Origin of the sequence: Maribacter sp. PR1, from assembly GCF_028464145.1 — a bacterium.
Taxonomy (GTDB): Bacteria; Bacteroidota; Bacteroidia; order Flavobacteriales; family Flavobacteriaceae; genus Maribacter.
Map to the genome: position 1 here is coordinate 52,332 of NZ_JAQPCG010000001.1, position 26,391 is coordinate 78,722.

The 26,391-nt window shown below is 38.3% G+C and carries 19 protein-coding genes; 5 read left to right on the top strand and 14 right to left on the bottom strand.

Annotation, left to right across the window (positions count from 1 at the left end; translation table 11 throughout):
• Nucleotides 1-29: 29 nt before the first annotated feature.
• Entirely contained in the window at nt 30-1,970 is a 1,941-nt protein-coding gene (gyrB, locus tag PP182_RS00260) for a DNA topoisomerase (ATP-hydrolyzing) subunit B (RefSeq protein ID WP_272649324.1), read from the bottom strand.
• Between the two features lie 296 nt (nt 1,971-2,266).
• The gene (gene asnB / locus PP182_RS00265) at nt 2,267-3,937 is read right to left on the bottom strand and encodes an asparagine synthase B (protein WP_272649325.1); all 1,671 of its coding nucleotides are present in this window, start codon (nt 3,935-3,937) and stop codon (nt 2,267-2,269) included.
• Between the two features lie 244 nt (nt 3,938-4,181).
• On the opposite strand from asnB, the gene PP182_RS00270 reads away from it, so the two are divergent.
• Nucleotides 4,182-4,721: a DUF2911 domain-containing protein gene (locus PP182_RS00270; protein WP_272649326.1), complete on the top strand. Its 540-nt coding sequence runs from the start codon at nt 4,182-4,184 to the stop codon at nt 4,719-4,721.
• 245 nt (nt 4,722-4,966) lie between these two features.
• On the opposite strand, the gene PP182_RS00275 is transcribed toward PP182_RS00270, so the two are convergent.
• The 4 genes from PP182_RS00275 to PP182_RS00290 all read right to left on the bottom strand — a co-directional run bounded on the left by PP182_RS00275 (nt 4,967) and on the right by PP182_RS00290 (nt 8,671).
• A complete protein-coding gene (locus PP182_RS00275) occupies nt 4,967-5,392 on the bottom strand; it encodes a hypothetical protein (protein WP_272649327.1) in 426 nt (141 codons plus the stop codon).
• A 138-nt stretch (nt 5,393-5,530) separates the two neighbouring features.
• A complete protein-coding gene (locus tag PP182_RS00280) occupies nt 5,531-6,286 on the bottom strand; it encodes an NYN domain-containing protein (RefSeq protein WP_272649328.1) in 756 nt (251 codons plus the stop codon).
• A gap of 80 nt (nt 6,287-6,366) precedes the next feature.
• On the bottom strand, nt 6,367-7,671 hold the full coding sequence (locus tag PP182_RS00285) for an MFS transporter (protein WP_272649329.1): 1,305 nt from the start codon (nt 7,669-7,671) through the stop codon (nt 6,367-6,369).
• A 55-nt stretch (nt 7,672-7,726) separates the two neighbouring features.
• Nucleotides 7,727-8,671: a DUF6807 family protein gene (locus PP182_RS00290; protein ID WP_272649330.1), complete on the bottom strand. Its 945-nt coding sequence runs from the start codon at nt 8,669-8,671 to the stop codon at nt 7,727-7,729.
• 141 nt (nt 8,672-8,812) lie between these two features.
• Here PP182_RS00290 and PP182_RS00295 point away from each other — a divergent pair, with 141 nt between their 5' ends.
• On the top strand, nt 8,813-9,601 hold the full coding sequence (locus PP182_RS00295; protein WP_272649331.1) for an NIPSNAP family protein: 789 nt from the start codon (nt 8,813-8,815) through the stop codon (nt 9,599-9,601).
• Here the strand turns inward: PP182_RS00295 and PP182_RS00300 are convergent.
• The 4 genes from PP182_RS00300 to PP182_RS00315 form a co-directional block, all read right to left on the bottom strand.
• Nucleotides 9,598-10,722 carry an OmpA family protein gene (locus PP182_RS00300; RefSeq protein WP_272649332.1) on the bottom strand — a complete coding sequence of 375 codons (1,125 nt, stop codon included), beginning with the start codon at nt 10,720-10,722 and terminating at the stop codon, nt 9,598-9,600. The genes PP182_RS00295 and PP182_RS00300 overlap by 4 nt on opposite strands.
• Before the next feature lie 99 nt (nt 10,723-10,821).
• Entirely contained in the window at nt 10,822-12,837 is a 2,016-nt protein-coding gene (locus tag PP182_RS00305; RefSeq protein ID WP_272649333.1) for a hypothetical protein, read from the bottom strand.
• Between the two features lie 121 nt (nt 12,838-12,958).
• The gene (locus PP182_RS00310) at nt 12,959-14,713 is read right to left on the bottom strand and encodes a TonB-dependent receptor (RefSeq protein ID WP_272649334.1); all 1,755 of its coding nucleotides are present in this window, start codon (nt 14,711-14,713) and stop codon (nt 12,959-12,961) included.
• Between the two features lie 23 nt (nt 14,714-14,736).
• Nucleotides 14,737-17,760 (bottom strand): tetratricopeptide repeat protein, encoded by a 3,024-nt coding sequence (locus PP182_RS00315; RefSeq protein WP_272649335.1) that lies wholly within the window; start codon nt 17,758-17,760, stop codon nt 14,737-14,739.
• A gap of 211 nt (nt 17,761-17,971) precedes the next feature.
• Between PP182_RS00315 and PP182_RS00320 the strand changes: the two genes are divergently transcribed.
• Nucleotides 17,972-18,601 (top strand): cell division ATP-binding protein FtsE, encoded by a 630-nt coding sequence (locus tag PP182_RS00320; RefSeq protein ID WP_272649336.1) that lies wholly within the window; start codon nt 17,972-17,974, stop codon nt 18,599-18,601.
• A gap of 10 nt (nt 18,602-18,611) precedes the next feature.
• On the opposite strand, the gene PP182_RS00325 is transcribed toward PP182_RS00320, so the two are convergent.
• The 4 genes from PP182_RS00325 to PP182_RS00340 all read right to left on the bottom strand — a co-directional run bounded on the left by PP182_RS00325 (nt 18,612) and on the right by PP182_RS00340 (nt 24,602).
• The gene (locus PP182_RS00325; RefSeq protein WP_272649337.1) at nt 18,612-19,670 is read right to left on the bottom strand and encodes a mandelate racemase/muconate lactonizing enzyme family protein; all 1,059 of its coding nucleotides are present in this window, start codon (nt 19,668-19,670) and stop codon (nt 18,612-18,614) included.
• Complete coding sequence (locus tag PP182_RS00330; RefSeq protein WP_272649338.1) at nt 19,667-20,731, bottom strand: DUF1611 domain-containing protein; 1,065 nt, start codon at nt 20,729-20,731, stop codon at nt 19,667-19,669. The genes PP182_RS00325 and PP182_RS00330 overlap by 4 nt, the downstream gene beginning before the upstream one ends.
• Before the next feature lie 5 nt (nt 20,732-20,736).
• Nucleotides 20,737-21,798, bottom strand: a complete 1,062-nt coding sequence (locus PP182_RS00335) for a pyridoxal-phosphate dependent enzyme (RefSeq protein WP_272649339.1) — start codon at nt 21,796-21,798, stop codon at nt 20,737-20,739.
• Nucleotides 21,799-21,980: 182 nt separating this feature from the next.
• A complete protein-coding gene (locus PP182_RS00340; protein WP_272649340.1) occupies nt 21,981-24,602 on the bottom strand; it encodes an MGH1-like glycoside hydrolase domain-containing protein in 2,622 nt (873 codons plus the stop codon).
• Nucleotides 24,603-25,165: 563 nt separating this feature from the next.
• On the opposite strand from PP182_RS00340, the gene PP182_RS00345 reads away from it, so the two are divergent.
• Together PP182_RS00345 and ppgK are read left to right on the top strand one after the other, a co-directional pair.
• On the top strand, nt 25,166-25,462 hold the full coding sequence (locus tag PP182_RS00345) for a hypothetical protein (RefSeq protein WP_272649341.1): 297 nt from the start codon (nt 25,166-25,168) through the stop codon (nt 25,460-25,462).
• 147 nt (nt 25,463-25,609) lie between these two features.
• Nucleotides 25,610-26,359: a polyphosphate--glucose phosphotransferase gene (gene ppgK / locus PP182_RS00350; RefSeq protein WP_272649342.1), complete on the top strand. Its 750-nt coding sequence runs from the start codon at nt 25,610-25,612 to the stop codon at nt 26,357-26,359.
• The last annotated feature ends 32 nt before the right edge of the window (nt 26,360-26,391 follow it).

The window sequence follows — 26,391 nt, forward strand, 5'->3', positions numbered from 1 at the left end:
GCAGGTTTTTGTTGTGTAAGTAGCTATTTCTATGTGTCAATGTTCGCATAAACAGCATTTTTCTCGATAAACTCCCGTCGAGGGGGAACCTCATCACCCATCAACATGGAGAAAACCCTATCCGTTTCCGTAGCATTTTCTATTGTAATTTGGCGCAATGTTCTGAAATCCGGATTCATAGTAGTATCCCAAAGCTGTTCCGCATTCATTTCCCCAAGACCTTTATAACGTTGAATGCTTACACCACCGCTATAGCTATCGGCAATCTCATCCCTTTCCTTATCGGACCAGGCGTATCGCTTTTTCTGACCTTTTTTAACCAAGTAAAGAGGTGGTGTTGCAATATAGACATGCCCCCCCTCTATCAATTCCCTCATATAACGGAAGAAGAAAGTTAAGATAAGGGTTTCAATGTGACTACCGTCCACATCGGCATCACACATGATAACCACTTTATGGTAGCGTAATTTTTCCAAGTTCAAGGCCTTGCTGTCTTCCTCTGTACCAATAGTTACCCCAAGGGCAGTGTAGATATTTTTGATTTCCTCGTTCTCAAAAACCTTGTGCTGCATGGCTTTTTCAACGTTCAAAATTTTACCTCTCAACGGAAGAATGGCCTGGAAATTTCTGTCACGGCCTTGTTTTGCCGTTCCACCTGCAGAGTCACCCTCCACAAGAAATACTTCACATTGTGTTGGATCTTGTTCGGAACAATCCGATAGCTTCCCTGGTAGGCCTCCAATGCTCATTACAGTTTTTCGCTGAACCATTTCACGTGCCTTAGTCGCAGCATGCCTTGCCTGAGCTGCAAGGATTACCTTTTGTACTATAATCTTGGCATCGTCTGGATGTTCTTCCAAATAATTGGTCAGCATTTCAGATACGGCCTGACTTACAGCTGAGGAAACCTCACGGTTACCAAGCTTGGTTTTTGTCTGACCTTCAAATTGGGGTTCAGCTACCTTAACGGAAACAATTGCTGTTAAACCTTCCCTAAAATCATCACCCTGGATTTCAAACTTCAATTTTTCCAACATTCCAGAGGAATCCGCATACTTCTTCAAAGTAGTAGTCAGCCCTCGTCTAAAGCCCGATAAATGTGTACCTCCTTCGTGGGTGTTGATATTGTTTACATAAGAATGTAAGTTTTCGGTATAGCTAGTATTATATACCATGGCAACTTCCACGGGAATGTCATTCTTTTCCCCTTCCATTGAAATTACGTTTTGTATCAGGGGTTCCCTGTTACCATCTAAAAACTTAACGAACTCCTTAAGCCCTTCATTGGAGAAAAATGTTTCGGAAACAAATTCACCCTTATCATCTTTTTGCCTTTTGTCCGTAATTGTAATGGTAACACCTTTGTTGAGAAAAGAGAGCTCACGCATTCTGTTAGAGAGGGTCTCATAACTAAACTCAATGGTTTGTGTGAATATAGTTTCATCCGGTCTAAAAGTTACAACGGTTCCCCGTTCATTGGTTTCTCCAATGCTTTTTACAGGGTAGAGGGCTTTTCCTCTTTCATACTCCTGCTCCCAAATTTTACCATCTCTATGAACGGTAGCCCTTAAATGGCTGGAAAGTGCATTTACACAGGAAACACCTACACCATGAAGTCCACCGGATACCTTATAGGAATCTTTATCGAACTTACCTCCGGCACCAATTTTAGTCATTACGACCTGAAGGGCAGAAACACCCTCTTTTTTGTGTAAGTCTACCGGAATACCCCTACCGTTGTCCTTTGTGGTAATGGAATTATCTTCATTTATGACTACACTGATAGAATCACAGTGGCCTCCCATGGCCTCATCGATAGAGTTGTCCACCACCTCATAAACCAAGTGATGCAATCCACGGACACCTACATCCCCAATATACATGGATGGACGCATACGTACGTGCTCCATACCCTCTAAGGCCTGTATACTATCCGCTGAATATTGCTTTTTATTTGCTTCTTCGCTCATTAGTTAAAAGTTGTTTTTACTTCAAAATTTGCAATCTTACAAATATACTGAAAACCCCATGAAATAAGCACTTTATACGTATTCGAAGCAATCAAGTTATCAACAAAAATTGTGGAAAATTACACCTCTTTCGAAAGGAGGAAGTTAAAATTATTGATCGTCGTTTTTTATAGCCTAAAACTGAAATATATACAACAAAAGAGGTGCCGATTAATGGCACCTCTCAAGGACTAATTAAAAAATAAAAACTGCCCTGTTCTTTTGGAACAGATAAACAGAATTACCTTCGATACGGTTTATTTCACATAGGCATCGGTATGTACTTTGGAAACTGCACGTCCAGATGGGTCGTTCATATTTTTGAACGCTTCATCCCATTCTAAGGCTATTTTGGTACTACAGGCTACCGATGGTTCCTGTGGTACACATAATGCCGCGGCATCCGACGGAAAATGTTCTTCGAAAATAGAACGATAGTAGAATTCTTCCTTAGAGGTCGGGGTTTGTAATGGGAACCTAAACTTCGCATTTGCCAATTGTTCGTCCGTAACCTCGGAAGCGACCAATTCCTTTAAGGTATCTATCCAGCTATAACCAACACCATCAGAAAATTGTTCCTTTTGCCTCCAAGCTACACTCTCTGGCAACATGTCCTCAAAAGCCTTGCGAACAACCCACTTTTCCATTCGCTCGCCATTGATCATCTTATCCTTTGGGTTTATGCGCATTGCAACATCCATAAACTCTTTATCCAAAAACGGAACACGGCCTTCTATTCCCCAAGAAGCCAAGGATTTATTTGCCCTTAAGCAATCATACATATGCAACTTATCCAATTTACGAACGGTCTCCTCATGAAAATCCTTTGGGCTCGGAGCTTTGTGGAAGTATAGGTAACCTCCAAAAAGCTCATCTGCACCTTCACCGGACAATACCATTTTTATACCCATTGATTTAATAACCCTAGCCATTAAATACATGGGCGTTGAGGCACGTATTGTTGTTATATCGTAAGTTTCAAGGTTATAAATGACGTCTTTGATGGCATCAAGACCTTCCTGGATGGTGAACTTGATTTCGTGGTGTACCGTTCCAATGTGATCTGCAACCTTTTGTGCAGCTGCCAAATCCGGGGAACCCTCAAGCCCCACAGAAAAAGAGTGTAACTGTGGCCACCAAGCATCTTTTGTATCACCAGACTCTATTCTTTTTTGAGCATATTTTTTCGCAATAGCCGAAGTAACCGAGGAATCCAATCCACCCGACAAAAGCACACCATAGGGAACATCTGACATTAACTGTCGGTGTACAGCGGCCTCTAAGGCTTCTTTGATTTCCTGAATGCTGGTTTCGTTTTCCTTCACTGCTTCATATTCCATCCAATCTCGCTTGTACCATCGCTTTAACTCACCGTCAGAACTTTGCAAATAGTGACCTGGAGGGAATAATTCTATTTTGGTACAGGTACCCTCCAAAGCTTTAAGTTCTGAGGCTACGTAAAACGTACCATTTTGATCCCACCCCATGTATAGTGGAATGATACCCATGTGGTCCCTAGCCACAAAGTATTCATCCTTTTCGGAATCATAGATGGCAAAACCAAAAATACCGTTCATTTCATCAATAAACTCTGGGCCTTTTTCTTTATAAAGAGCCAAAATCACTTCGCAATCAGACTCCGTCTTAAAATTATATTTTCCTTCGAATTGCTTACGCAACTCCCTATGGTTATATATTTCGCCATTAGCGGCCAATATTAATTTACCGTCTTCACTCAAAAGAGGTTGTTTCCCTGAAGCTGGATCCACAATAGCCAAACGCTCGTGGGCCAAAATGGCTTTATCATCAGCATATATACCGCTCCAATCTGGTCCTCTATGTCTAACTTTTTTAGACATTTCCAACAATTGAGGTCGTAATACTTCCGTACTTTCCTTGACATCAAATGCACATACAATTCCACACATAACACTTATGTTTATAACAATTTTAATACAAAAATGAGCTTATAGTTTATAATATAAAACACAAAATACATATTCAGTTACATTTTATCATTATAATTATCAAATTAATGTTGAAATAGAATTAATTAAGTTAGAAAATAATAATTATGAAGCATTCTGTAAGTATGGTAAAATTTAACGACTTTTTATAAGTATAAGCTGAGCGAACTACTTAGCTTTGAATTACTAAAAATCAAACTTAATTATGAAAAAATTACTTTCACTCTCTTTGTTCATAGCGGTTATAGCCTTTTCGAACGAAGCGAACGCACAAAAGTTTTCAGGATTGGACAAAAGTCCAATGGACATGGCTTCCTATCCAACGGATTATAAAGTATCTGAAAAGGTGGTACGAATCATTTACGGACGCCCACAGCTTAAAAATCGTTCCCTAGCGGAACTTGCACCTATTGGACAAGTTTGGAGGACCGGTGCCAATGAAGCAGCAGAAATCACGTTCTACAAAGATGTGAATTTTGGCGGCAAGGATGTAAAAGCTGGAACCTACTCACTCTTTACCATTCCAGGTGAAGAAGAGTGGACCGTTATCTTGAATAATAATTTGAACCAATGGGGATCTTACTTTTACGATGAAAGTGGAGATGTAGCTAGGATAACAGTACCCAATGGTTCCGATGCCTCAAGCCTAGAAGAGTTTTCCATTGCCTTTGACAATATGGACAATGGTACAAAAATGGTTATGGGCTGGGACAAAACTAGAGTAGCCGTTCCGATTACCTTCTAATACAAACGAATTTGAAATATAAAACCCCGGAATTTCCGGGGTTTTTGTTTTTATACTACTGGGCTTATGAAAATTCATCGCTTACAGAATACACATTTCCATTTATGACGACCAATTGGGAGTATTCCATTAAAACCTTACAATTCGATAGGAGATTCAAACATAAAATGCATATTTTTCGGAAACAAAAATCTTAGGTATAAAAATAATCACCTAGGTACCCCCTAGGAGAATTATTAAATAATCTAGGGCGTTTGGGGAGGAGTTTTTCGTGTACAGGTTACGGCTAAATTTCCCTCAGACGTAATTACGTTCCCCTTTAAGGTATCATCAATCATCTCCAAAATAACGGTCACCCTATCAACTCCTTCAATATTTAGATTGAACTTTACCATAGTCTCCGTTATTTCAACATCATGTCCTACAATAGTGCCCGAACTTAATTGAACAACCAAAGTGGGGGTACCATTTTCTCCTTTATTGATAAAAAGCGTACTTTTTTGATATTCAGGAGTTGCTCCCGAAACGGAACAATTCCATATGCCGTAAATACTTTTTTCGGTATTGACAGCTAAATTGAAGGTGTTCAAAGTATCATTTTCAAATGCAAGACACTTGACAAATGAAATAAAACTTAGAACCGTAAAAAGTATTATCAAATAATTCCTCATGAACCGAAGTTATCGTTAAAACGTAGAGAACGTTTCAATAGTATCAAGCTTAACAAAAAAAATAAACCTCTATTTGTTAATATCAGCCAACTATTCCTTCTATTGTGGCGTATACTTTTCAAAAATAGTAGCGGACACCTATTTCTTTGATTTATTCCGATTTTTTTCCTTAATCCTTACATAGATTAACTTATTTCTCCCTTTGGAATCTTCTCTACGCTCTATCTCAAAATGTGGGATAGAATTAATAAGTGGGGTCAACTTTTGAAATCCATAGTTACGTGAATCAAAATTAGGTTGCTTTTTCTGTAAAAGACTACCTACGTCACCTAAGAATGCCCAACCATCATCATCTGCCAAATCGTCTATAGTCGTGGCAATAAACCTCAGGTCTTTTGGAGTTATTTTATCAACCTGATTTTTATTGCTAATCTGGCTAGCATTATTACTCGTCTCCTCGGACTGACTTTTTAGTATTTCTATATAAATGAACTTATCACACGCCACAATAAATGGATTTGGTGTTTTACGTTCCCCTATACCAAAAACCTGCATACCAGCTTCCCGCAGTCTGGTCGCCAATCGGGTAAAATCACTATCACTACTTACAATACAGAAACCGTTTACTTTTCCGGAATATAATATATCCATTGCGTCAATTATCATAGCGGAGTCCGTAGCATTTTTCCCTTGGGTGTACCCGTATTGTTGGATTGGGGTTATAGCATTCTCTAGTAATACATTTTTCCACTTTCCCAGTCGCGGGTTGGTCCAGTCACCATATATCCTTTTAATTGTAGGGTTGCCATACTTGGCAATCTCCTCCATCATTTCTTTTACGTATGCGGAAGGTATATTGTCGCCATCTATAAGAACGGCCAAATTCAAATCCATATTTTATTATTTTCAGTAAAGGTAATCTGTTTTACAAGCAATCGTATTGAACTTCTTGGAAAACATCACCTTAATAAACCTTACTGTGGATTATTCGCTTTTGTTGCTGCTATGGTAAGAAACAATAAAAACCCCAATCCTAAATAACCTACCAACCTATAGGACCCAAAAGTGGATAGACAAAGGCTAAAAATACTGGGAGCCAAAGCGCTAGCCAAAATTAAGAAACTCATAATTTTACCGGTAATACTTCCAAGATGCTTTCGCCCAAAAAATCTTGGCCATGCCACCGCATTTAGCACCGCAAAGAAACCACCTAAAATACCAAATCCGGCAACCAGCATAGGTACTCCGGCAGAAGTGGACAAAAACAAAAATCCTAACGAAGCCAAAAACCCACCGAATAACATTAGATACAGATAAAGTTTTAACGATAAATAATCGCTCAGAAAATTAAATATCGTAGAAACCGTTACCGCGACAACCGACCCCGGTAGAAAGATAGAAATCGCCACTTCCTTGGAAAAGCCTTCATTCGCAAAAATCGATACTACATGGAACGTAAGGCCTGTAATGAAAAAACTATTAAATGCAAGGGTCAGCCCGTACATCCAAAACGCTCTTGTTTCCTTGGCTTCTGTAAGCGTAAACTGTTTAGGCATCACTTTTTTGGTTTCCTCCGTTGATGAAATAGATTTAGCGCCATCCGGAAGAAGTCCGTGGGATTCGGGTGATATTTTATAAAGAAAAAAAACGAAGAAACTAAAAACGAGCAATCCATATCCCAAAATCTGCCAAGAGTGTGCCCACCCGTAATCTTCGATCAAGGCATTTATCCACAAGGGAGAAGAGGAAAATCCAAATGAAAGAGCCACACTGCTTACAGAGTTAACCTTACCCCTATTCTTATCGAACCAAATCATGATTACATTTCTGGAAGCCATAGTAAGAACTCCCTGTCCGGCAAAACGCAACATAAAAAACAAAACGGTCATTAATAGAAAAGGTATCATCCAGGTATCCATTGATAATACTTCCTTTATAAAATCGCTCATTTTAGCGGACCAAGAACATAAGAACAAGGTAAAACCAAGACCTAAGGCTGCGAAAAAAGCCACATACCTTGCACCATACTTGTCGAACCAAATTCCCGCCTTACCTATAACCAATGAACTTATGATAGTACCTATCATGTAAGCATTACTGAACTGATTCCGGGAAAGCCCCAAGGCATCTTTCACCGGATCTGTAAAAACAGAAACCCCAATGGTCTGACCGGGAATACTACAATAAATTCCTATTGTCCCGATTATTAAAATAATATAACCGTAAAAGATGGGAGATTTGGCCGGGTCGATTAGATGGAATTTGGAAATTTTAGACATAGACAAATGCTAATCGTAAAAATACATTATCCTTCGCTCTTCTCACCCTTTTATCCTATTGGGTTTGACCAAAAAATTGATGCTGTAATTTTGAAATGATTGAATTTTCCAAATCCCCATTATGAATAACTAATCGATATTGTAATATCGTGGGTTCTGTATTGGATAATGACACCGGCCTTGCCCCTGGATGTGGGTATATGGCATTCTGCATGCTATTTTTTTCTCTAAGAATCCAAGGGTTTGGAAAATATGGGTTTTTTTCGGATTGAATAATAACTAAACCGTACCTCGAATTCGATTCTTTGGTCCGACTTAGGATGTTAATCCAATCCTTTCCTTGAACAGGTGTATTTTCAGGAATGACTATTCCTTTAGAATCTTCGAATTTGATATCTTCAGAAAGACGGATACGTGAGGAAAAGCCACCATACCCTTTTTCGTCTTCGGAGCCCCCTATCCTCATATCCTCGAATAAACCAAGAAGCTTAATTTTAATATCAATAATTCTATAATTATCAATCTTGGGATATACCGTTATCCAGTTGGTTTCCTTTACCAAAGGCATCATCTTACTATTTTTGTCTAGAACCAAAGGAGACTTCCAATACACAATGGATTTTAACTTGGGTAAATCATTTTTTCCAACCTCTTTGGCGATATTCACAACCTCCCATTCAAAATCCCTTATCTCCCAACCATCCCCTATTCTTTTATCCTCAATATACAACTGATGCCAGGCCCAAAAAACACCCCTATGGTGTAAATGATCATCGGGAAAATCCTCTGTAATAGGAAATCCATCTAGGGAGTAAAGTGGGTGGATATAATTTGCACGTTTATATGAACCGTTTAAGGACTTTGGTTCTGTTTGAAAAACCAATACACTATCCCGTCCTTCCATAAATAGTGCTTTGTCATCCAGAATGTTCACCTCCAATTGGGCAAAACCATTCCCGAAAAAGAATAGAAAACAACAAAAAACAATGGCTCCCCGCATATTCAAAAGTTATTGGACTTAAACATACTAAAAAATAGCCATGTTCAAATTAGCAAAATAAATGAATAACTAATTTCTTAAGATGATAGAATTATTAAATTAGTACCTTACCCATTATTTTTAATGAACTATTTTACTTGTATGAAAAACAAAAGATTTACCCCCGTATTCACCTTTTTATTCCTTATCCTTTTTGCAGGCACTAGCTTGGCCCAAGAAATAAAGAGAGAATTTTATGAGCTTAAAACCTATACCATAAAGAACGAAGCGCAAGAAAAAGCAGTTGATGCCTATTTAGAAAAAGCCTATTTGCCGGCACTTAAAAGAATGGGTATCGAGAACATTGGTGTTTTTAAAATACGTCCAGGTAAATTTGTGATGGCCGATAAAATTTTTGTACTGATTCCTTTTAATTCTTTGGACCAGTTTGTTAAAATGGAAGCTTCCTTGGCGGTGGACAAATCACATTTGTCGGCAGGTAGTGATTATATTATGGCTAAGCATGACAATCCTCCCTATCAAAGAATAAGCTCCACCTTAATGCGTGCCTTTTCCGAAATGCCCAAATTGCAACCAAGCAGCGTTTCCTCTGCCAGGACGGATCGCGTATATGAATTGAGAAGTTACGAATCCGCTACGGAAGCACGGTACATAAACAAGGTGTCTATGTTCAATGAAGGTGGCGAAGTTGAATTATTCGATAGTTTGGGAGCCAATGCGGTTTTCTATGCCGAAGTTATCTCTGGTGACCATATGCCCAATTTAATGTATATGACCACTTATGAAAATATGGAGAAAAGGGACGCACTTTGGAAGGCTTTTGGGGAATCAGATAAATGGCAAGAGCTCGTGAACGATGAACGATATAAGAACAATGTGAGCAAAGCCGATATTTGGCTTCTTTATCCCACGGAGTATTCAGATTACTAGAGTTTTTTTGTTAGGGTAAATTCCACCCGTCTATTATTTAGTCGGCCCGTTAAGGTATTATTTGTTTCCAAAGGTTTGGTACTCCCAAAGCCCTCATAGGAAATTCTTTTCTTGTCAATACCGCGCTGGGTTAAATAGGTAGATACTGCTTTGGCTCTTTTTCTCGAAAGGTCCAGATTATAGGATTTATTGCCAATGTTGTCCGTATGTCCAGATATTGAAATTATAAGATCCAGCCTAGATTTAAGATAGGTTACCATCTGATTTAATTCTTTAATGGATTGGGTAGATAATGTGAATTCATCAAAATTGAACAGCACACTTTTAAATGTGAGGGTCTCATTCAATGTGTAATTCGTATCTAATAGTTCATCATTAACATGGGACTGCGCTTCCATTTCTTTCTTGGGAACTACACTAACCATATCCAGATAATAATAGGAACCTTTTGTTGCCCTACGTTTTGTTTTGAATTTGTGGGTGCGTTTATTGTCCTTAAAATTACCAATGATTAAAAAGTTCTCGGTTCCGTTGGCTACAAATTCCTTTTCTACCCTTACCCATTCTTTATTATCCGAATAAAAGTCAGAATAACGAATTTCGAAATAATTGGAAATATCTCCCTGTACTTTGGAAAGATGCATTTTGGAAAGTACTTTTCTCGTTTTTACTTGTAATGGATCTTCTGAAAAAAGAAGACCAAATTCCTTGATGGCAAAATCTGACCGCTCTGCCAGACTTACATAAAAAGACACTTCGTAGCTGATACCCTTTCGTAATGTTTTGGTAAGAGTTGCCTGTAAATACTCCCTATAATTATCGGGGGCATACAAATATAGGCCCACATAACCTTCCCCAAAATCTGCAGGTTGCTCTCCATTAAAATTTTTAGGTGTACCCATGGCTTCACTACAGCTATGGAAATAATCCGTAGAACCCAATGTAGGTATATTCCAATCCACAAGATCATTCTTTAAGTTACCAAGATTTATAGGACAAGCTAGATAACGCTCAAAACTTGGATTTTTAATTAGGTTTTGACCACTTACAAATGATATTCCCCCTAAGAAGAAAACCTTGGCTATTACAATAGATTTATATATCCGTGGGACAAGATTCATAGCACTAAATTAGAGAATAATTATAAAGCCAATATTTGGCTATATGAAAAGCCCTTCTCCATATGGAGAAGGGCTAGAACAACCAATTAAAAACCTAACTTAATTATTGTATAAGTACAGCGAAGCTGCTGCTTCTAAATCATTATTTACTGCTGGAGCAACATCCCCAGTTATATTTAGAGCATCCCTAAAGCCCAATACTTTACCATTACCAATTTCGGCAATGAATATGGTTTTAGTCTTATGATCATAGGCTACATCTATAGGATTACCCATTAAAGTAGATGCACCGGCTACTCTAGTTTGGTCACTCAAGGACAATGTACCCCCGTCCATTAAAACTTCCATTTTTGAACTAAAGTCCTGTGTTACTTGAAATCCACCATCTGTATTGGCATCCGCTGCATCACCTATATCGGTCATTACCAATACATCATCTGCTTCGCTATAGTCGATTCCATGTGTTCTAACTATTCCTTCAACTGTTATTTGCTTATCCGGTGTTATCGCACCATTTGCTGTAAAGCTTGTCAAGAAATTTTCAAATAGGGCCAAATCGCTTGTATTGTCGACTACGGCCAATAGGTGATTTCCCATAAAAGTAATTCCCCATGCATTGAAACCTAGTTCTAACGTATTAATTAAGGCGAAGCTTGTTCCGTCATACTCGTATACATAAAACCTATTCATTCCATTATCGGAAACCACCACATTATTTCCGTAAACGGCAATTTCCCGAGGACTCATTAAGTCTGTACTACCGGAAAAGTCCGCAACAATCGATGTTAAATCCGTAACTGCTGAAAAAGTTCCGTAGTATTCCAACTTGGTATCTGATCGCGATGCTTGAATTAAGGCATCGTTCATGGCACTATAATAGATTCCTTCTGATGATGTAGATTCCGTGGAAATCGTTTTAATCAACATTCCAGAACCATTATAAACCGTAACATCACCATTAGCGGTACTTGTAGCATACAATCTGGTCATAGCATTAACCGAGGAAATTCCTGTGTCACCATCTGTTTCGTCACTACTAAAATAAATGGAAGAAGCAGCAGTCAAATCCTTGTCATATGAAGGTGTTAAATCACCTCCAGTACCTATTGAAGTAAATCCAAGCACTTTTCCATTACCAACTTCAGAAATATACACTGCATTCTCCTCTGAATCATAGGCGACATCGATAGGATTACCCATTAAAGTAGAAGGTCCCGCAACTCTTGTTTGCATTTCAACGGGTAATAATTCTCCATCGGACAGCAAATCAAACTTTGAAGAGAAATCAGAAATTACATGAAATCCTCCATCATCGGCAGTATTTGCCGCATCTCCTATATCGGTTAAAACCATAACATCATCAGAACCGCTATAGGTAAGGCCATGGGTTCTCACTATACCTTCAATCGTTACTCTTTTTGACGGTCTTAAAATACCATCGGTAACATTTGCAAGAAAATCATAAAAAACGGCCAAGTCTCCTGTATTGTCAACTACCGCATAAAGGTCATCACCCTTGAAGGTTATGCCCCAAACCGAAAAAGGAATCTCTACCGTATTTGAAAGTGTAAATCCACTACCGTTGTTCTCGTAAATAAAGAACCGATTGGAACCATTGTCGGACACTATATATGAAGAACCATTAACTGCAAGTTCCCTAGGACTTTCCAAATCGGCAGTTCCCATAGATGCAGGTGAGACCGAAGTACCCGATATTAATGTACTAATGTCAGAATACGCTTCTAGTTTAAGTTCGGAACGGGAAGCCTGTACCGCAACATCCGAAGCTGCATCATAATAAATACCTTCCGCAGCAGTCGAAGGAGTAACCAAGGTAACAAGTGAATCACCTGTTATACTATACTTGGAAATATTACCATCCATATTGTTGGTAACAAAAAGTTCAGTTCTTCTGCCCAAAACTACCATTCCGTCATCACAGGGTTCACAAGAACCTCCACAATCTACTCCAGTTTCATCACCATTCATTATGCCATCACTACATGTAGGCATAGGATCTGGCTCCAAATTGTCATCGTCGCTACATGAAACAAACGTAATGACCCCTATAAAAAACAGGGAATAAAATAACTTATTTAAGAATTGTTTTTTCATTTTCTCTTAGGTTTAATTAATACTAATTCAATCGTACCTACGGAAAATGGGATGTGGGGTTTTGTTTAAAGTGTTAAATATTTATTAAAGAATAAAAATCTGATTCTTGTATTTAAATTACCTAAAAATCAAACTTATAGGTAGCCCCACCTAAAACTTGAAGCCCTTGGACCGGATAATTTGCCCAGCGTTGATAGTTGTTGTTCGCTATGTTCGCTGCTTTTAAAAAGATAGACAATTGATTGTCCACACGATACCCCAAATGGGCATTGGCGTCAAAATAGCTATCCAGATTGATTAAGGTAGCTGGATATTCTGAAACAGGTACATTTTGAACTACGACGGTAGAAAAATCATCTCTTTCGCCCACGTAGAAAAGATTGGCACCCGCAAACCATTTTTCGCCTATTTGGTAATCCATGAATAAAGAACCTTTTAAATTGGGAAGGTTCCAGGCCGGATTATCCGTTTCTGTATTATAATCATAAACTTCGGCGTTAATACCCAAAGTAAAGTTTCTATTAACATCGACATTGAGTTCTCCAAATATCCCAATGGTCTTGATATCATCATAAAAAACCTCAAAAGAGTTTCCATAATAATAGCCTTTCTCATCCGCCCTAAAATTGTTCTGAGGGTTTAATTTGAACAATGGCGTATTATTTTCGGCCGTATAGGACCCCTTGAGATTATAACTCAAATTAGGCAGTAATTGTCCTTTAAGTCCAATATAGGCATTGTATTGACTATCTGTTGGAGCTATTGAAAGGGTGGGAGAAACAAAGGTGTTTTCTTCCACAAAATCATAATAGGAATTCTGTCTTAGCTCACCTTCCACACCCCCGTAGGCAATCACCGTTTCGTCCAGTAAACGATAAGATGCGGTAACATCGGGATAAATATAAAAGTTACCCTCACTGGCCTCTAAATTCATCCCGTAAACGAGATTAACACCTAGATTTAATGAAAAATCATCTCTCCGCATTACCAAACCTGGGCTTAGACCTACCTGAAGATGGCCGTATTTGATTCCTTGGTCATTGGTGGAACTATTAACACTGGCGTTTTCAAAATCACCACCTACATAATCAACTTTAGCCCCAATTTTAAAGGCCTCCTCATTTAAGGGTGCTTCAAAAATAGCATTTAGAAAGGCCCTATTCTCCCCAGATTTTACGGCATCCCAAAATCGTCTATACTTTAAATCCAATCGCTTAAAAAATGATTCTTCCACATTTACATGTCCACCTACTTCGCCCATATAGTAATTTTGGCGTTCATCAATACCATTTACTGTGGTCTCATCGAAAATACCTTCCGGTAACCCATACCAATTATACAATTGATGTTGCAATCCTATTGCCGCTCCCCAATCCAAATCCCTATCGCGTTTTTTATAGGCAGCGTCTAAACGACTGTCCGTAAAAATGTTATCCAGTTGTACCCCATCGATATCTCCTCTTGATGAATTATGGTTAAAGCCTAGATTCAATGTCTCGTCCCTATCCAATTCCCTTGTAGTGTAAAACTCTGCGGTAGCATTCCCATAATTACCGGCTCCAGCAGAGGCATATGAATTAAAAAGTTCTGGAGGGGGAATTCGCTCCACACGCGAAGCAGTACCCTTTGACGGTGTAAAGGTAGAAGCCACAGGAACGGAAAAAATACTATAATTGATTTTCTTTTTCTGTAGTACAATAGAATCATTAAGATTGGGCATTGATTTAATCTTGAATGCGTCGGATACTGTAGGCGTGTATGCCTTGGTCACCGTTACGGTCTCGGTTCCCAGGTCATCCGTATCATCTTGGGCAAAAGTGAATTGTACGCCCGTAAACAACAATAATCCTATTCCTATTTTTATGTTTTTGTACATGTGTGTTCTATTACTATGGTACTTTAATCTCGATTTGGATCCACGGAAGAATTACTTTGGGATTCCTTGGATTTTATAATCGCCAATTCGGCTTTTGCATCAGCAACTATCTCAGGAAATTGGGCAAAATTTGAAATAACACTTTCCAATATATAGGTCGCCTGATAGGAGTCCCCCAAGGCATAAAAGTTTTTAGCCATTAGGACGAGACCCTTACCTCCCCATTCTTTATAGGTTGCATAATCCTTAGCCAGCTTTTGAACCGAAATATTGGAAGACTCATAGTCTCCTTCCTGGTTTTTAAAATAGGCATCATAATAAAGAGCCTCGGCAGCTGTACCTCCAGATGCGATCGTCAATACTTGGGTATAGGCCGATTTGGCCTTTGATTCGTCTCCAGTAGCAATGGCCGATCTCGCAATCATAATTTGAGCATCACTTTTTATACGGTCATCGATACTTGATGTACTTAAAACCTTGTCCGCATATTCCAAGGTTTTGGAATAGTTTTTTTGTTCATAATATCCTTTCATCAAATTGGATTGGGCAAAAGTCCTATTTTGTTGAATATTGGCCTGATCTTCCAACTTAAGAAGATATGGCAAGGCTGTTTCATAGTCTTGTTTTCCTATATAGACCTCGCAAACCCTTGTTAATGCCTGTTCAGCATATTCACTGGTAGTTTTATCGGCCACATATTTATAATATGGTAATGCGGCTTCCTTGTCACCTTTACCAAAATAAAGTTGTGCTAAGCTGAAGTTGGCATCCAAAGCACGTAGTCCGTTTGGAAACTCCTCTATATATTTTTGATAGCCTCGTATGGCAGCATCGGTCTTACCTTCTATATTCTGTTTTTGGGCAGAATCAAAAGTTGCATTATCCAATTCGGCATCGGTTACCTCCACAAAATCCAAACCATTGACCCAACTGGCATATTCATCCACCCTACCTAAATCCACATAGACCAGTTTGGCGGTTGCAACTGCTTGTATGGCCTCCTGGGTGTTCGGGAAATCCCTAACCACCGTTTTAAATTTAGCCAGTGCCTCATTGTTTCTGCTAGAATTATAAAATACCAATCCTTGTCTCATTAAAGCCTGAGGAACCAACGAACTACCTCTATATTCACCAATCAGCCTATCATATGCTTGTAAACCCTTGTTTTCTTGTCCTGCTGACACATAGGTGTTTCCTAATTCAAAGAGTGCATCATCCTTAAAAGTTGACCTGGCGTATTGCACTACAAAGTTTTCCAGATTTTCAATCTTGCTCTCCGTCCTATCTACGAAACCATAACTCATTGCTTTTTGATAAGAAGCATAGTCCTTCTCAGGTCCAGTAAGGGCCAACGCTTCATTATATGTTTCTATGGCCGGCCAATATTTACTGGTGGCGAAATAACTATCGCCCAATCTTAGATAACCATCATGCAATTTTTCAACATTATTCTTTTGGGAATCCGTGAAAGCTTTGAAATAAGTAATGGCATTACCATAGTCCTTTTGTTTAAAGTAAGCATAGGCCAAATCGTAATCTACATCCTTACCTTCAAGGACACCATTAGAAGCTGAATTCTGTTTAAATGAAGTAAAGCCGGCCACTGCATCATCGAACCTATTCAGTAGGTAATCCGCCTCGGCTTTCCAATAATTGGCCCTGGCCCTGAAAAGATCGTTTACTGCACTCCCCAAAGATTTACCTAAAACTTCAGAAGCCGAACCATAATCTCCTTCCATAAAGAGTTCAATACCTCTATAATAAGTCACTTTTTGATAGGTTTCCTTGCTTGCATAATTTTGGTTGTTTTCCAAAAGCTCCATGGCACCCGCAAAATTTTTGGAAGTGATGTAGGAGTCTACCAACAAGGTTTGCATTTCCTCTTTATGTTCATCATTGGGATACGTTTCCAAATAATTCGTGATTACCTGAGGCACAGGTTCATAGGCATTCCCAACTTCATAGCTCAATCTTGCATAATTCAAAAAAGCATCTTTTTGAATTTCTGGTTTAAAATCCATTTGCGAAGCATTTCTAAAGGCATTTAAAGCTTCTTGTTTCTTATCCTGCTTCAAGTAACATTCTGCCAAATGATAATAGGCATTTTGGGAAACACTATTTGTACCCCCTATAATTTTATTAAACTGATCTATGGCATTGGCATATTCACCTTGTTTGTAGTAGCAATAACCCAATAAATAATAGTCGGTATTGCTCCACTTTCCACGTTTACCGCGATATTCCTTTAAATAGGGAATTGCATTTTCGTACTGTTCCAAATTAAAGTAACTCTCACCGATTATCTTGTTTAATTCGGATACCTCGGTCCTATCGGATTTTGGAAGCTGTTTTTTAGCCAAGGCAATAGCTTCCTCGAACTTACCAAGCTTAAAGTTCATATCAGCTTGATAGTAACTTAGCTTCTCCTCGAGTACATTTTGATCCGTAATTTGGTCAAATCGTTCATTTGCTTCTTCGTAGTCGTCCTGTTGATAGGAAATATACCCCAAATAATACTTAGCCTGAGAGCCGTATACGGGAGAGGTAGTAACTTTTTCCAAATAGCGCTCCGCCTCCTGCGGCTTACGGGAAGAAAATAGCGAGTAGCCATAATTGAAGTTGAACTTATCCATTTCTCCACGAGAAAGTGCACTTTGGTCTACCTTATTATACCACTTAAGGGCATATGGATATTTCCCTGTTTCAAAATAATAATCGGCCACGTCCGCAAATGCAGAATTCCTTTTTGTAGACGTAGGATATTTATCAACGAATTCTTCCATTAACCGGTCAGCACCTTGCTGATTTAACCTTACAGCTGAATTTGCCACATAGTAGGCACTATTGGCTGCAATTTCCTCATCTTTTGTAGTGGACTTTACCTTTTCGAAAATGGTTTGGGCCGCTTGGAACTGTTCGTTGTTATATAAAGCAAGCGCATCCTGAAAGTCTTTATTTTCGTGGGTATAAATTTTAGATTCCTGGGCATTAGCAACCCAAATGATTCCCATTAAGAATGGAAAAAAAGCGGTGATTTTTTTGAGCATAGTGTTCTCTTACTATTTTGAATTACCGTAGTATTACAAAGGATAACGACAAATATTGTACCTAAGTATGTGAATAGTGTTTACAAAAGAAAAGAATTTGAAAAAGGGTTCGCCGTTATCGATTGGAACTTATTACTTTTATATTAACAAAGTATTTATGGAAGAGACGGTATTAGAGTTAAGGGATGTATCTATTTTTCAGAAGTAGAGTTTGGTACTCAGCGAAGTAAATATTGAAGTTACCAAGGGAGAATTCGTATATCTCATTGGTAAGACAGGTAGTGGCAAAAGTAGCTTTATGAAAACCTTGTATGGTGATCTCCCATTACAAAAAGGTGAGGGCCAGATTGTTGATTTTAACCTGAAGACCTTGAAAGAGAAAGACATTCCCTTCCTAAGACGGAAATTAGGTATTGTCTTCCAAGATTTTAAACTACTACCCGATAGAAATATTAATCAAAATATGCTTTTTGTATTGAAGGCTACAGGTTGGAAGGACCAGGCTAAAATGGACGCCCAAGTTGTGGAAGTATTGGAAAAAGTGGGTATGAAAACAAAAGGTTTCAAGTTTCCCCACGAGCTTTCCGGTGGTGAGCAACAGCGTATTGCCATTGCAAGGGCTTTATTGAACGATCCTGAACTTATACTGGCCGATGAGCCAACAGGAAACCTTGACCCACAAACAAGTGTAGAGGTCATGAAAGTTTTGCAAGAAATAAACAAATCTGGCCGAACTATTCTTATGGCGACACATGACTATGCCCTTATATTAAAATATCCTTCAAAAACGATTAAGTGCGATGCCAATAAGGTATTTGAAGTAGTACAGAAAGCAGTGTAATCCTTCTTTGTTATTCCGAATATCCCAAGCCATATTTTTCAGTAGGAAATAGAACTCCATTTTCCAGTCTGAAGATTTTGCTGAAAGGATCATCTATCAAATCTAAGTGCCCATCTAAATCCGCATAAAGTATATTGGGTCTTGACAATGCAAAATGTAAACCAGCTGCAATGCCCAGCCCACATTCATCTATGCATCCCACCATCGTTTCTAAACTTGCCGACTTCGCCACTGAGTTGATATGCATTCCCGGCATAATGCCACCTACTTTTTGTAATTTAATGTTGATCATATCCACGCGCTCATTCTGTGCAAGTCTGAACACATCGGTAAGCGTTTTAAGGCTTTCATCCGCCATAACGGGAATGGCCACCTGGCTGGTAACCTCTCCTAGACGCTCTTCAGCTTCCATCTTGGTAGGCTGTTCAAAAATTTGGATACCCATAGCTGCGGTAGCCTTTACAAAAGCAATAGAATCCACAACGGAGTACCCTTGGTTGCCGTCGAAACGCCATATAATATTGGGATAGATTTCATGAAGCTTTTTCATTTTCACTATATCCTCCTCCAAATTACTACCTCCCTTAATTTTTAAAATAGAGAATCCCTGATCGACATATTCCTTGGCATGTTTTAAGGTTTCTTCCAAACCTAAAATACCTATGGTGATACTCGTTGGAATACTTTTTTGATAGCCCCCTAAAAACTTATAAAGAGGCGCCTCTGCCTTTTTGGATACCAAATCAAATAAAGCCAGGTCTACCATGGCCAAGGAAGAGCATTTCTTTTCTAAAAGCAATTTTAATTCCGTCAGCAACAATGCATAGGTGAATGGATCCTTACCGATCAAAAATGGGATAATTTTATTTTTGATTGCCTTTTCTACTTCATCAGGAGATTCACCGGTTACTATCTTATCGGGAGCTGCACAGCCATAACCGACCCATTTACCATCAGTCTCAATCTTGAGGATAAAATTTGTTGTTCTATCGATGGTTTCATAAGCTATTGTATAAGGAACGGAAAGCTTTAGATCTAATCGCTCATAAGTAACTTTCGTTATCCTCATCCAATCTTTTCCTTTAATAAATTTACAAGTTCTTTAGCTCCGTATTCCAAAACGTCGTAAGCAGGTAATTTGGTCTCCAATGTTATTTGTTTACATGTTTCCGGAATTTCCTCCTTGGTCATCCCTTCGTGGTTAACGGTAATGGCAATTACCTCCTTTCCAGAAATAACTTCAATAGCGTTTATCTGTTCTTTTAATGAATGTAACCGATACCCGGGAAAGCCGTCATATTCCAGTCTTTTGGGTGCATGCTGAAGTATCACATAATCGGGTCTACCCGCAGCCAAAATTTCAAAACCTCCGGGATATGCAGGGTTCATTAAACTTCCTTGTCCTTCTATGACAATAACGTCCGGGTTTTCGTTCTTCCAGGCGCTTACCACGGCATGCTCTATCTCTCCAGAAACAAAGTCGTTAATACAACTGTCCATGACCATACTATATTTTGCTCCTTGCATCCAAGCAGTTTGCCCGGTCCCAATCATTTCAGCCCTTTTTCCAACTTTTCTTAGTGCATGGACAATTAGCCATGCCGTGGTTCTTTTGCCCAAAGCGGAGTCGGTTCCCAAAACAGCAAGTTTTAAACAATCGACCTTTTCAATATCCCCTGTAAAAAAATGCAACGTATCACGATCTGGGGTTTTCCTAATATCCCTTATTTGCAAACCTTTTTCATTTGCGATGTTGACTAACATTTCATCATTGGTCAAAAAATCGTGAAGACCACTATCTATGTTCAATCCTAGTTCCAAAGCTTTCTTTATGCTACTTTTCGCCTCAACCGGTAATCGACCTCCATCGGGGGCCAGACCAATCACCAAATATTCTGGACTTTGATTTAAGTTAGATATGGCCGCTTCTAAATCTTCAAAAATTGGAATGCCATTAGGTTTTCCATCTAGAACAAGACCTGCATCTTGGCCTGCATGTTTTGAATCCAAAACACCCAATATCTCGTATCTCTCCGTAAAACGGACAAGACCATGTGCTGTTTTACCGTTAGGGGTATTAAAGGCACCTTCGCAATATACCAATGCCCTACCATCTATAACTTTTTTCATTTTAATTAATGTTTTGCGGTTAGCACGGCCACAAATCGGTCCGGCTCAAAATTTAATTTTTCATCCAGTTGCAATAAGGCGATTAAACCGGCCGTAGCAGCGGGTAGAATTCTAAAACCTTCCTTTTTATGTAATAAAGTGGTCATATCACGCAACTTTTTGTCACTTATATTGAAAGCTTCACCTTCCGATTCCTTTAGTGCGTACAGTGCCTCTTCCCCATCAAAACTATGCCAATTGACCAATGGTTCATTGAATTTGGTCTCCTTAATATTCTCTGGTTTCAAGTCCTTACAATAATCCAACCCCAATAAAAATGATTGTACTATTGGGTTTTTATGAGAAGAGGATGCCGCAATCATTTTGGGTATTCTAGAGGTTTTACCCCTTTTATATAAGTTTACAAATCCTCTATAAATTCCAGCGAAAAGCGTCCCATTAGAAACTGGGACCGCACAATATTTCGGGGCATCTCCCAAGTCTTCGAAAATTTCCAAGGCAATTTGTGAATAGGCAGAAATCTGTAATGATGTGTTAGTACCACCAGGGTTGGCATCGTACCAACCATGTTCTTCCGCCAATTTGGAACTTTGGGTAACTACATGTTCATAACTTCCTGGCAATCTTATTATTTCCGCATTTAATTGTTCCATTTCTAAAATACGCTCCGTATGATAAGATTCCGGTATATAAATCCTACATTTAATTCCTGCCAACTCAGCCGCCAAAGCCATGGCAACACCATAATTGCCACAGGTAGCAAGAGAAACAACATCATATTCCCTTCTTAATGCATCATAGAGTTGCGCAAAGGCAATTCTATCTTTTTGCGTACCTGTAGGATTATCCCCTTCGTATTTAATAAACAATTGTCTAAGGTCAAATTCCCTTTCCAATGCTTTGGCTCTACTCAACCCGGTATCACCGACTTCTAAACTAATGATATCCTCGTAGGACTCCAAGCGATCCAATAATGAATTAGATCTATCACGAACAAAGGAACTCAATTTTCGTGTCTCTGAAGAAACCTTGTTTTCCGAAGTTTTTACACCATCCTTAAGATTCATACCCACCTTGAATTAATTCATTGAATATAAGCTTATTTCAAAGATTTTCTTAACCGAAATAATGAATTTTGAAAAGGCCTGCATAGGTAATTCATTTCGGAAACATTGAACCGTATTTTAACTAAAAAAATGAAAATTCATTTAGCTTAGAGATAAATATCAAGACAAGAAGAAGATAAAACCTAATCCATTTCCATAATTAAATTAGCGATCAGTGCGGTCCAACCGGTTTGGTGCGATGCTCCCAAACCTTTTCCATGATCCCCATCGAAAAATTCATAAAATAGATGTTGGTCCTTAAAATGGGCATCTTGGCTGTAAAACTTGCTTTCATCTTCTGAGTGGTATTGGAATTTACCATCTTCATTGCGCTCGAAGAGTTTTAATAAGCGTTTACTCAACTCATTGGCGATTTGTTTTAAATTGAGCTTTTTACCCGAACCAAATGGAAATTCATATTGATATTCATCACCGTAGAACAAATAATATTTACGAAGGGACTGAATAATCATGTAGTTCAAAGGCAACCAAATGGGCCCTCTCCAATTGGAATTGCCCCCGAACATATTGGAACGACTTTCTCCAGATTCATATTGGATTTGATGATGCCCATGGTGTTTAAAAACAAATGGATGTTCCTCATGATACTTAGATAATGAACGAATACCGTATTCTGAAAGAAACTCGTCCTCATCTAACATGCGTCTTAACAAACGCTCAAGCCTAAAGCCTCGCATAATGGAGAATAGATAGTTACCGTCCTCATTGGTTTCCTCAATATTGGAAATAAGTGATGCCAAATCCGGTCTTGTCCTTACAATATCTGCCGCTCTTCTCCTAAATTCCTTTAATTCCTCGAAAAGGTCCTTATGGATTACCTCTACAGCAAACAATGGAATAATCCCTACTAAAGACCTTACCTTTAATCGATTGGTCATACCACTATCCATCTCTACTACATCGTAGTAGAAATTGTCCTCATCGTCCCATAAGGAAATATCCTTTTTCCCAATATGATGCATAGCCCAGGCAATGTTTAAAAAGTGCCTGAAAAATTTTGCAACCAAATCTTCATAGGATTTATTTTCCTTAGATAGCTCTAAGCTCATACGCAGCATATTCAATGTAAACATAGCCATCCAGCTAGTCGCATCTGCTTGCTGCATTCTGGTAATTCCTGGAGGCATGTGATTACGGTCAAAGACACCAATATTATCCAAACCTAGGAATCCACCTTCAAATAGATTGATTCCGTTTTTATCTTTTTGATTGACCCACCACGTAAAATTTATTAACAACTTTTGGAAAGCCTTCTCCAAAAATTCAGTATCCCCTAGGCCCTTATGCTTTTTGTCCTTTTCATAAACATTCCAAACAGCCCATGAATGAACTGGAGGATTAACATCACTAAAATTCCACTCATACGCAGGAATTTGACCATTGGGGTGCATATAGCTTTCCTTCAACATCAACAATAATTGTTCTTTGGCAAAATAAGGGTCCACTTCCACAAATGAGGCCATATGAAAAGCAAGGTCCCAGGCGGCATACCAAGGATACTCCCACTTATCCGGCATAGAAATCACATGCCGATTGGTTAAATGTTGCCAATTGAAATTCCGTGCATCCTCCCTATATGGTCTAGGCTCACCTGTACCTCCAAAAAGCCATTTATAAACATCGTAATAATAGAATTGCTTGGTCCAAAGTAAACCTGAAAAAGCCTTTTCCGCAATGTCTTTATGGGCTTTTGGGAGGTTTTTTTTAGAAAGAATATCGTTGTAAAATTCTTCACATTCCCTAGTACGATTATTGAAAATTGAATCAAACTCTGACCAAGGGTTTTTTAATTTTTTTTTGCTCAATCGAACTTTAATGGATTTTTCTTCGCCTGGTTTTAGGGTAAGCTTGTGCCAAATGGCAAACTTAGAACCATTTTTTTCAGGATTCACCGTATCCAACCCATTGACTACATGATCGTTTATACCATCCTTAACATAGGATACCTCATTATCCACATTATAGATGCGTTTGTTATTGGTCTCATTTTCACAAAACAGTTGCTTGCCTTTTTGATGATAAAGGTAATAACGCCCATTCCTAATGCTTCTGGATTGTACACAATCGTCCGAAATAGCCTTCATATTTGGTCTCTCAAAACGTGCGTTGTGCTTCCAGAAATTCCGAAACCATAAATGGGGAAGTACATGTATCGTTGCCTTTTTAGAAGCTCTATTTACAACACTGATTTTCATTAATATATCCCCGACATCCGCTTTGGCATATTCAATAAAACAATCAAAATATGTATTGTTCCTAAAAGCCTTGGTGTCTAAAATTTCATACTCGGGCTCTTCCCGACTTCGGGATTTATTTTTCTTTGCTAGGTCGGAATACGGAAACTTTTTCTGTGGATATTTATAAAGATATTTTGCATAGGAATGTGTAGGTGTGGAAACCTGATGAAAATACAATTCTTTTACATCCTCACCATGATTACCTTCGTTATTTGTTAACCCAAATAATCGCTCCTTCAAAATGGTATCCTTGCCGTTCCAAAAAGCTGGAGCCAAGCATAAAATTTCCCGTGAATCACAAAATCCCCCTATACCTTCCTCACCCCACCTGTAAGCATTACTACGTGCTTTATCATGATTCACAAAGTTCCATGCCTGTCCATCAACACTATAATCTTCCCTAACCGTTCCCCACTGACGTTCTGCGAGATAAGGTCCCCATCGCTTCCAATTCTTATAATTATCCTCCACAGCCAAACGCTGTTCTTCTGCATTTTTATGCGACATAAAACCGTATCCTTAATTTACTCAATTTCAAAATTTACTCTTCTTTATATCTCTATAAAACTGGGCTTAGTTCCTCATTTCAAATCAAAATAAATTTAAAAATAAGATATATTTATTCAATTAAGGGAGCACAGGAATACTATTACAGTTTTACAACTGCAGTCCCTTTTCTTTTATTCTCTTCGTTAAATTAAGGAGCATTTTTTAACAAACTAATACTTCAGCACTTATTTAAATCAATCTTGATAAAGCTTAAAAATTAAGAGAAACTTAATTTCATTTCAAAGCAGGTCAAAAAATTTAATAACTAACCTGTTATCATTTATTTCAATAGTTGAATTTACTTTTAAAAGTTGTTTTTTAGCATTGAGGAAAGAGGACATCACTCATTGTTATACATTACTGAAAAACAACTATTTAAAACAGAATAGAAGAAAGAAAAATTACTATAAAAAAAAGCAATTTATACAAGAAAATTAATTTAATTTGTGGTGCTTTTCCAGCTTGATTCAACGAAAAGGAAATCGCGAAAAAATAATGAAAAATAAACTAAAATATTAAAAATGAAAGCAATCTTAATTAGTCTTATTATGATATTCTCCAGTGGAACTAGTGTTTTAACACAGGAAACAATAAAGGTAACTGGAACCTATGATAGGTATGAAGACGGTATTTACTATTTCACCAGTGAAGATGGAGAATCCTATGAATTCCATGATATTACCGAAGAAGCCTCCGAAGCTAATGATTTAATGGATGAAGCACTAATCGGAAAATTATTCAGTATCACCTTTACTTCGGAAATGGGAGAGGAAGATGAAATGGAATATAATACCATTGTAAGCTTAAAAATGCTGTAATAAAAATTATATTTCTCCATGAAAAGGACTTAGGTCCTTTTTTTATTTTCTACCCTTTCTAGGTGTAGCTTACATGCGATAGCCAAACACAAAATTTATGGAAAGAAATCTTTTTTGTTTCTTTGTTATCTCTTTTAAAATTTCAAAATGACTTTACTTGGTATTGATGTTGGTGGCTCTGGTATAAAAGGTGCATTGGTAGACTCGGAAACGGGTGAAATGTTATCGGATAGATTTCGCATTCCCACACCAAAACCCAGAACACCGGATGCCATGTCGGATGTAATTGCTGAAATAATAAAGCATTTCGACTACAAAGGCAAAGTAGGTTGCGGCTTCCCTACCATTATAAAAAAAGGGGTTTGCAAGTCACCAGGTAATTTGGACCCAAGTTGGCTGGGTGTCAATGTAGAGGAACTTTTGGAGAAAAAAACAGGTTTGGACTTTACGGTAATAAACGACGCCGATGCAGCGGGATATGCTACCATGAATTATGGAGTGGGTAAAGGAAAAAAAGGATTTGTTGTTATGATTACGATAGGAACAGGATTGGGCAGCGGAGCTTTTCTTGACGGCAAACTGATTCCTAATTTTGAATTAGGGCAAATACCCTATAAAAAATATAAGAAAATTGAGCTCTGGGCCGCAGGAAGTGCCAAAGACAGAGAAGGACTTTCCTATAAAAAATGGGGAAAGCGATTTAATACTTTCTTGGAATACGTAGAGCTTATCATTTCCCCGGATTTAATTATACTTGGAGGCGGTGCTTCCAAGGACTTCGATGAATTCAAGAAAAAAATAAAAATAGAGACTCCTGTTATACCTGCGGAATTACGAAATCAGGCCGGTATTATTGGAGCTGCAGCTGCAAGTTTGCATAAAGCACCAAAGGTTTAGGTTCTTTTTTTTAATTTTATAAATAAGTGTGC

Bases quoted from the DNA above. Each gene is read 5' to 3' on its own strand.
- gyrB (WP_272649324.1), bottom strand. From the start codon at position 1,970: ATGAGCGAAGAAGCAAATAAAAAGCAATATTCAGCGGATAGTATACAG.
- asnB (WP_272649325.1), bottom strand. From the start codon at position 3,937: ATGTGTGGAATTGTATGTGCATTTGATGTCAAGGAAAGTACGGAAGTA.
- PP182_RS00270 (WP_272649326.1), top strand. From the start codon at position 4,182: ATGAAAAAATTACTTTCACTCTCTTTGTTCATAGCGGTTATAGCCTTT.
- PP182_RS00275 (WP_272649327.1), bottom strand. From the start codon at position 5,392: ATGAGGAATTATTTGATAATACTTTTTACGGTTCTAAGTTTTATTTCA.
- PP182_RS00280 (WP_272649328.1), bottom strand. From the start codon at position 6,286: ATGGATTTGAATTTGGCCGTTCTTATAGATGGCGACAATATACCTTCC.
- PP182_RS00285 (WP_272649329.1), bottom strand. From the start codon at position 7,671: ATGTCTAAAATTTCCAAATTCCATCTAATCGACCCGGCCAAATCTCCC.
- PP182_RS00290 (WP_272649330.1), bottom strand. From the start codon at position 8,671: ATGCGGGGAGCCATTGTTTTTTGTTGTTTTCTATTCTTTTTCGGGAAT.
- PP182_RS00295 (WP_272649331.1), top strand. From the start codon at position 8,813: ATGAAAAACAAAAGATTTACCCCCGTATTCACCTTTTTATTCCTTATC.
- PP182_RS00300 (WP_272649332.1), bottom strand. From the start codon at position 10,722: ATGAATCTTGTCCCACGGATATATAAATCTATTGTAATAGCCAAGGTT.
- PP182_RS00305 (WP_272649333.1), bottom strand. From the start codon at position 12,837: ATGAAAAAACAATTCTTAAATAAGTTATTTTATTCCCTGTTTTTTATA.
- PP182_RS00310 (WP_272649334.1), bottom strand. From the start codon at position 14,713: ATGTACAAAAACATAAAAATAGGAATAGGATTATTGTTGTTTACGGGC.
- PP182_RS00315 (WP_272649335.1), bottom strand. From the start codon at position 17,760: ATGCTCAAAAAAATCACCGCTTTTTTTCCATTCTTAATGGGAATCATT.
- PP182_RS00325 (WP_272649337.1), bottom strand. From the start codon at position 19,670: ATGAGGATAACGAAAGTTACTTATGAGCGATTAGATCTAAAGCTTTCC.
- PP182_RS00330 (WP_272649338.1), bottom strand. From the start codon at position 20,731: ATGAAAAAAGTTATAGATGGTAGGGCATTGGTATATTGCGAAGGTGCC.
- PP182_RS00335 (WP_272649339.1), bottom strand. From the start codon at position 21,798: ATGAATCTTAAGGATGGTGTAAAAACTTCGGAAAACAAGGTTTCTTCA.
- PP182_RS00340 (WP_272649340.1), bottom strand. From the start codon at position 24,602: ATGTCGCATAAAAATGCAGAAGAACAGCGTTTGGCTGTGGAGGATAAT.
- PP182_RS00345 (WP_272649341.1), top strand. From the start codon at position 25,166: ATGAAAGCAATCTTAATTAGTCTTATTATGATATTCTCCAGTGGAACT.
- ppgK (WP_272649342.1), top strand. From the start codon at position 25,610: ATGACTTTACTTGGTATTGATGTTGGTGGCTCTGGTATAAAAGGTGCA.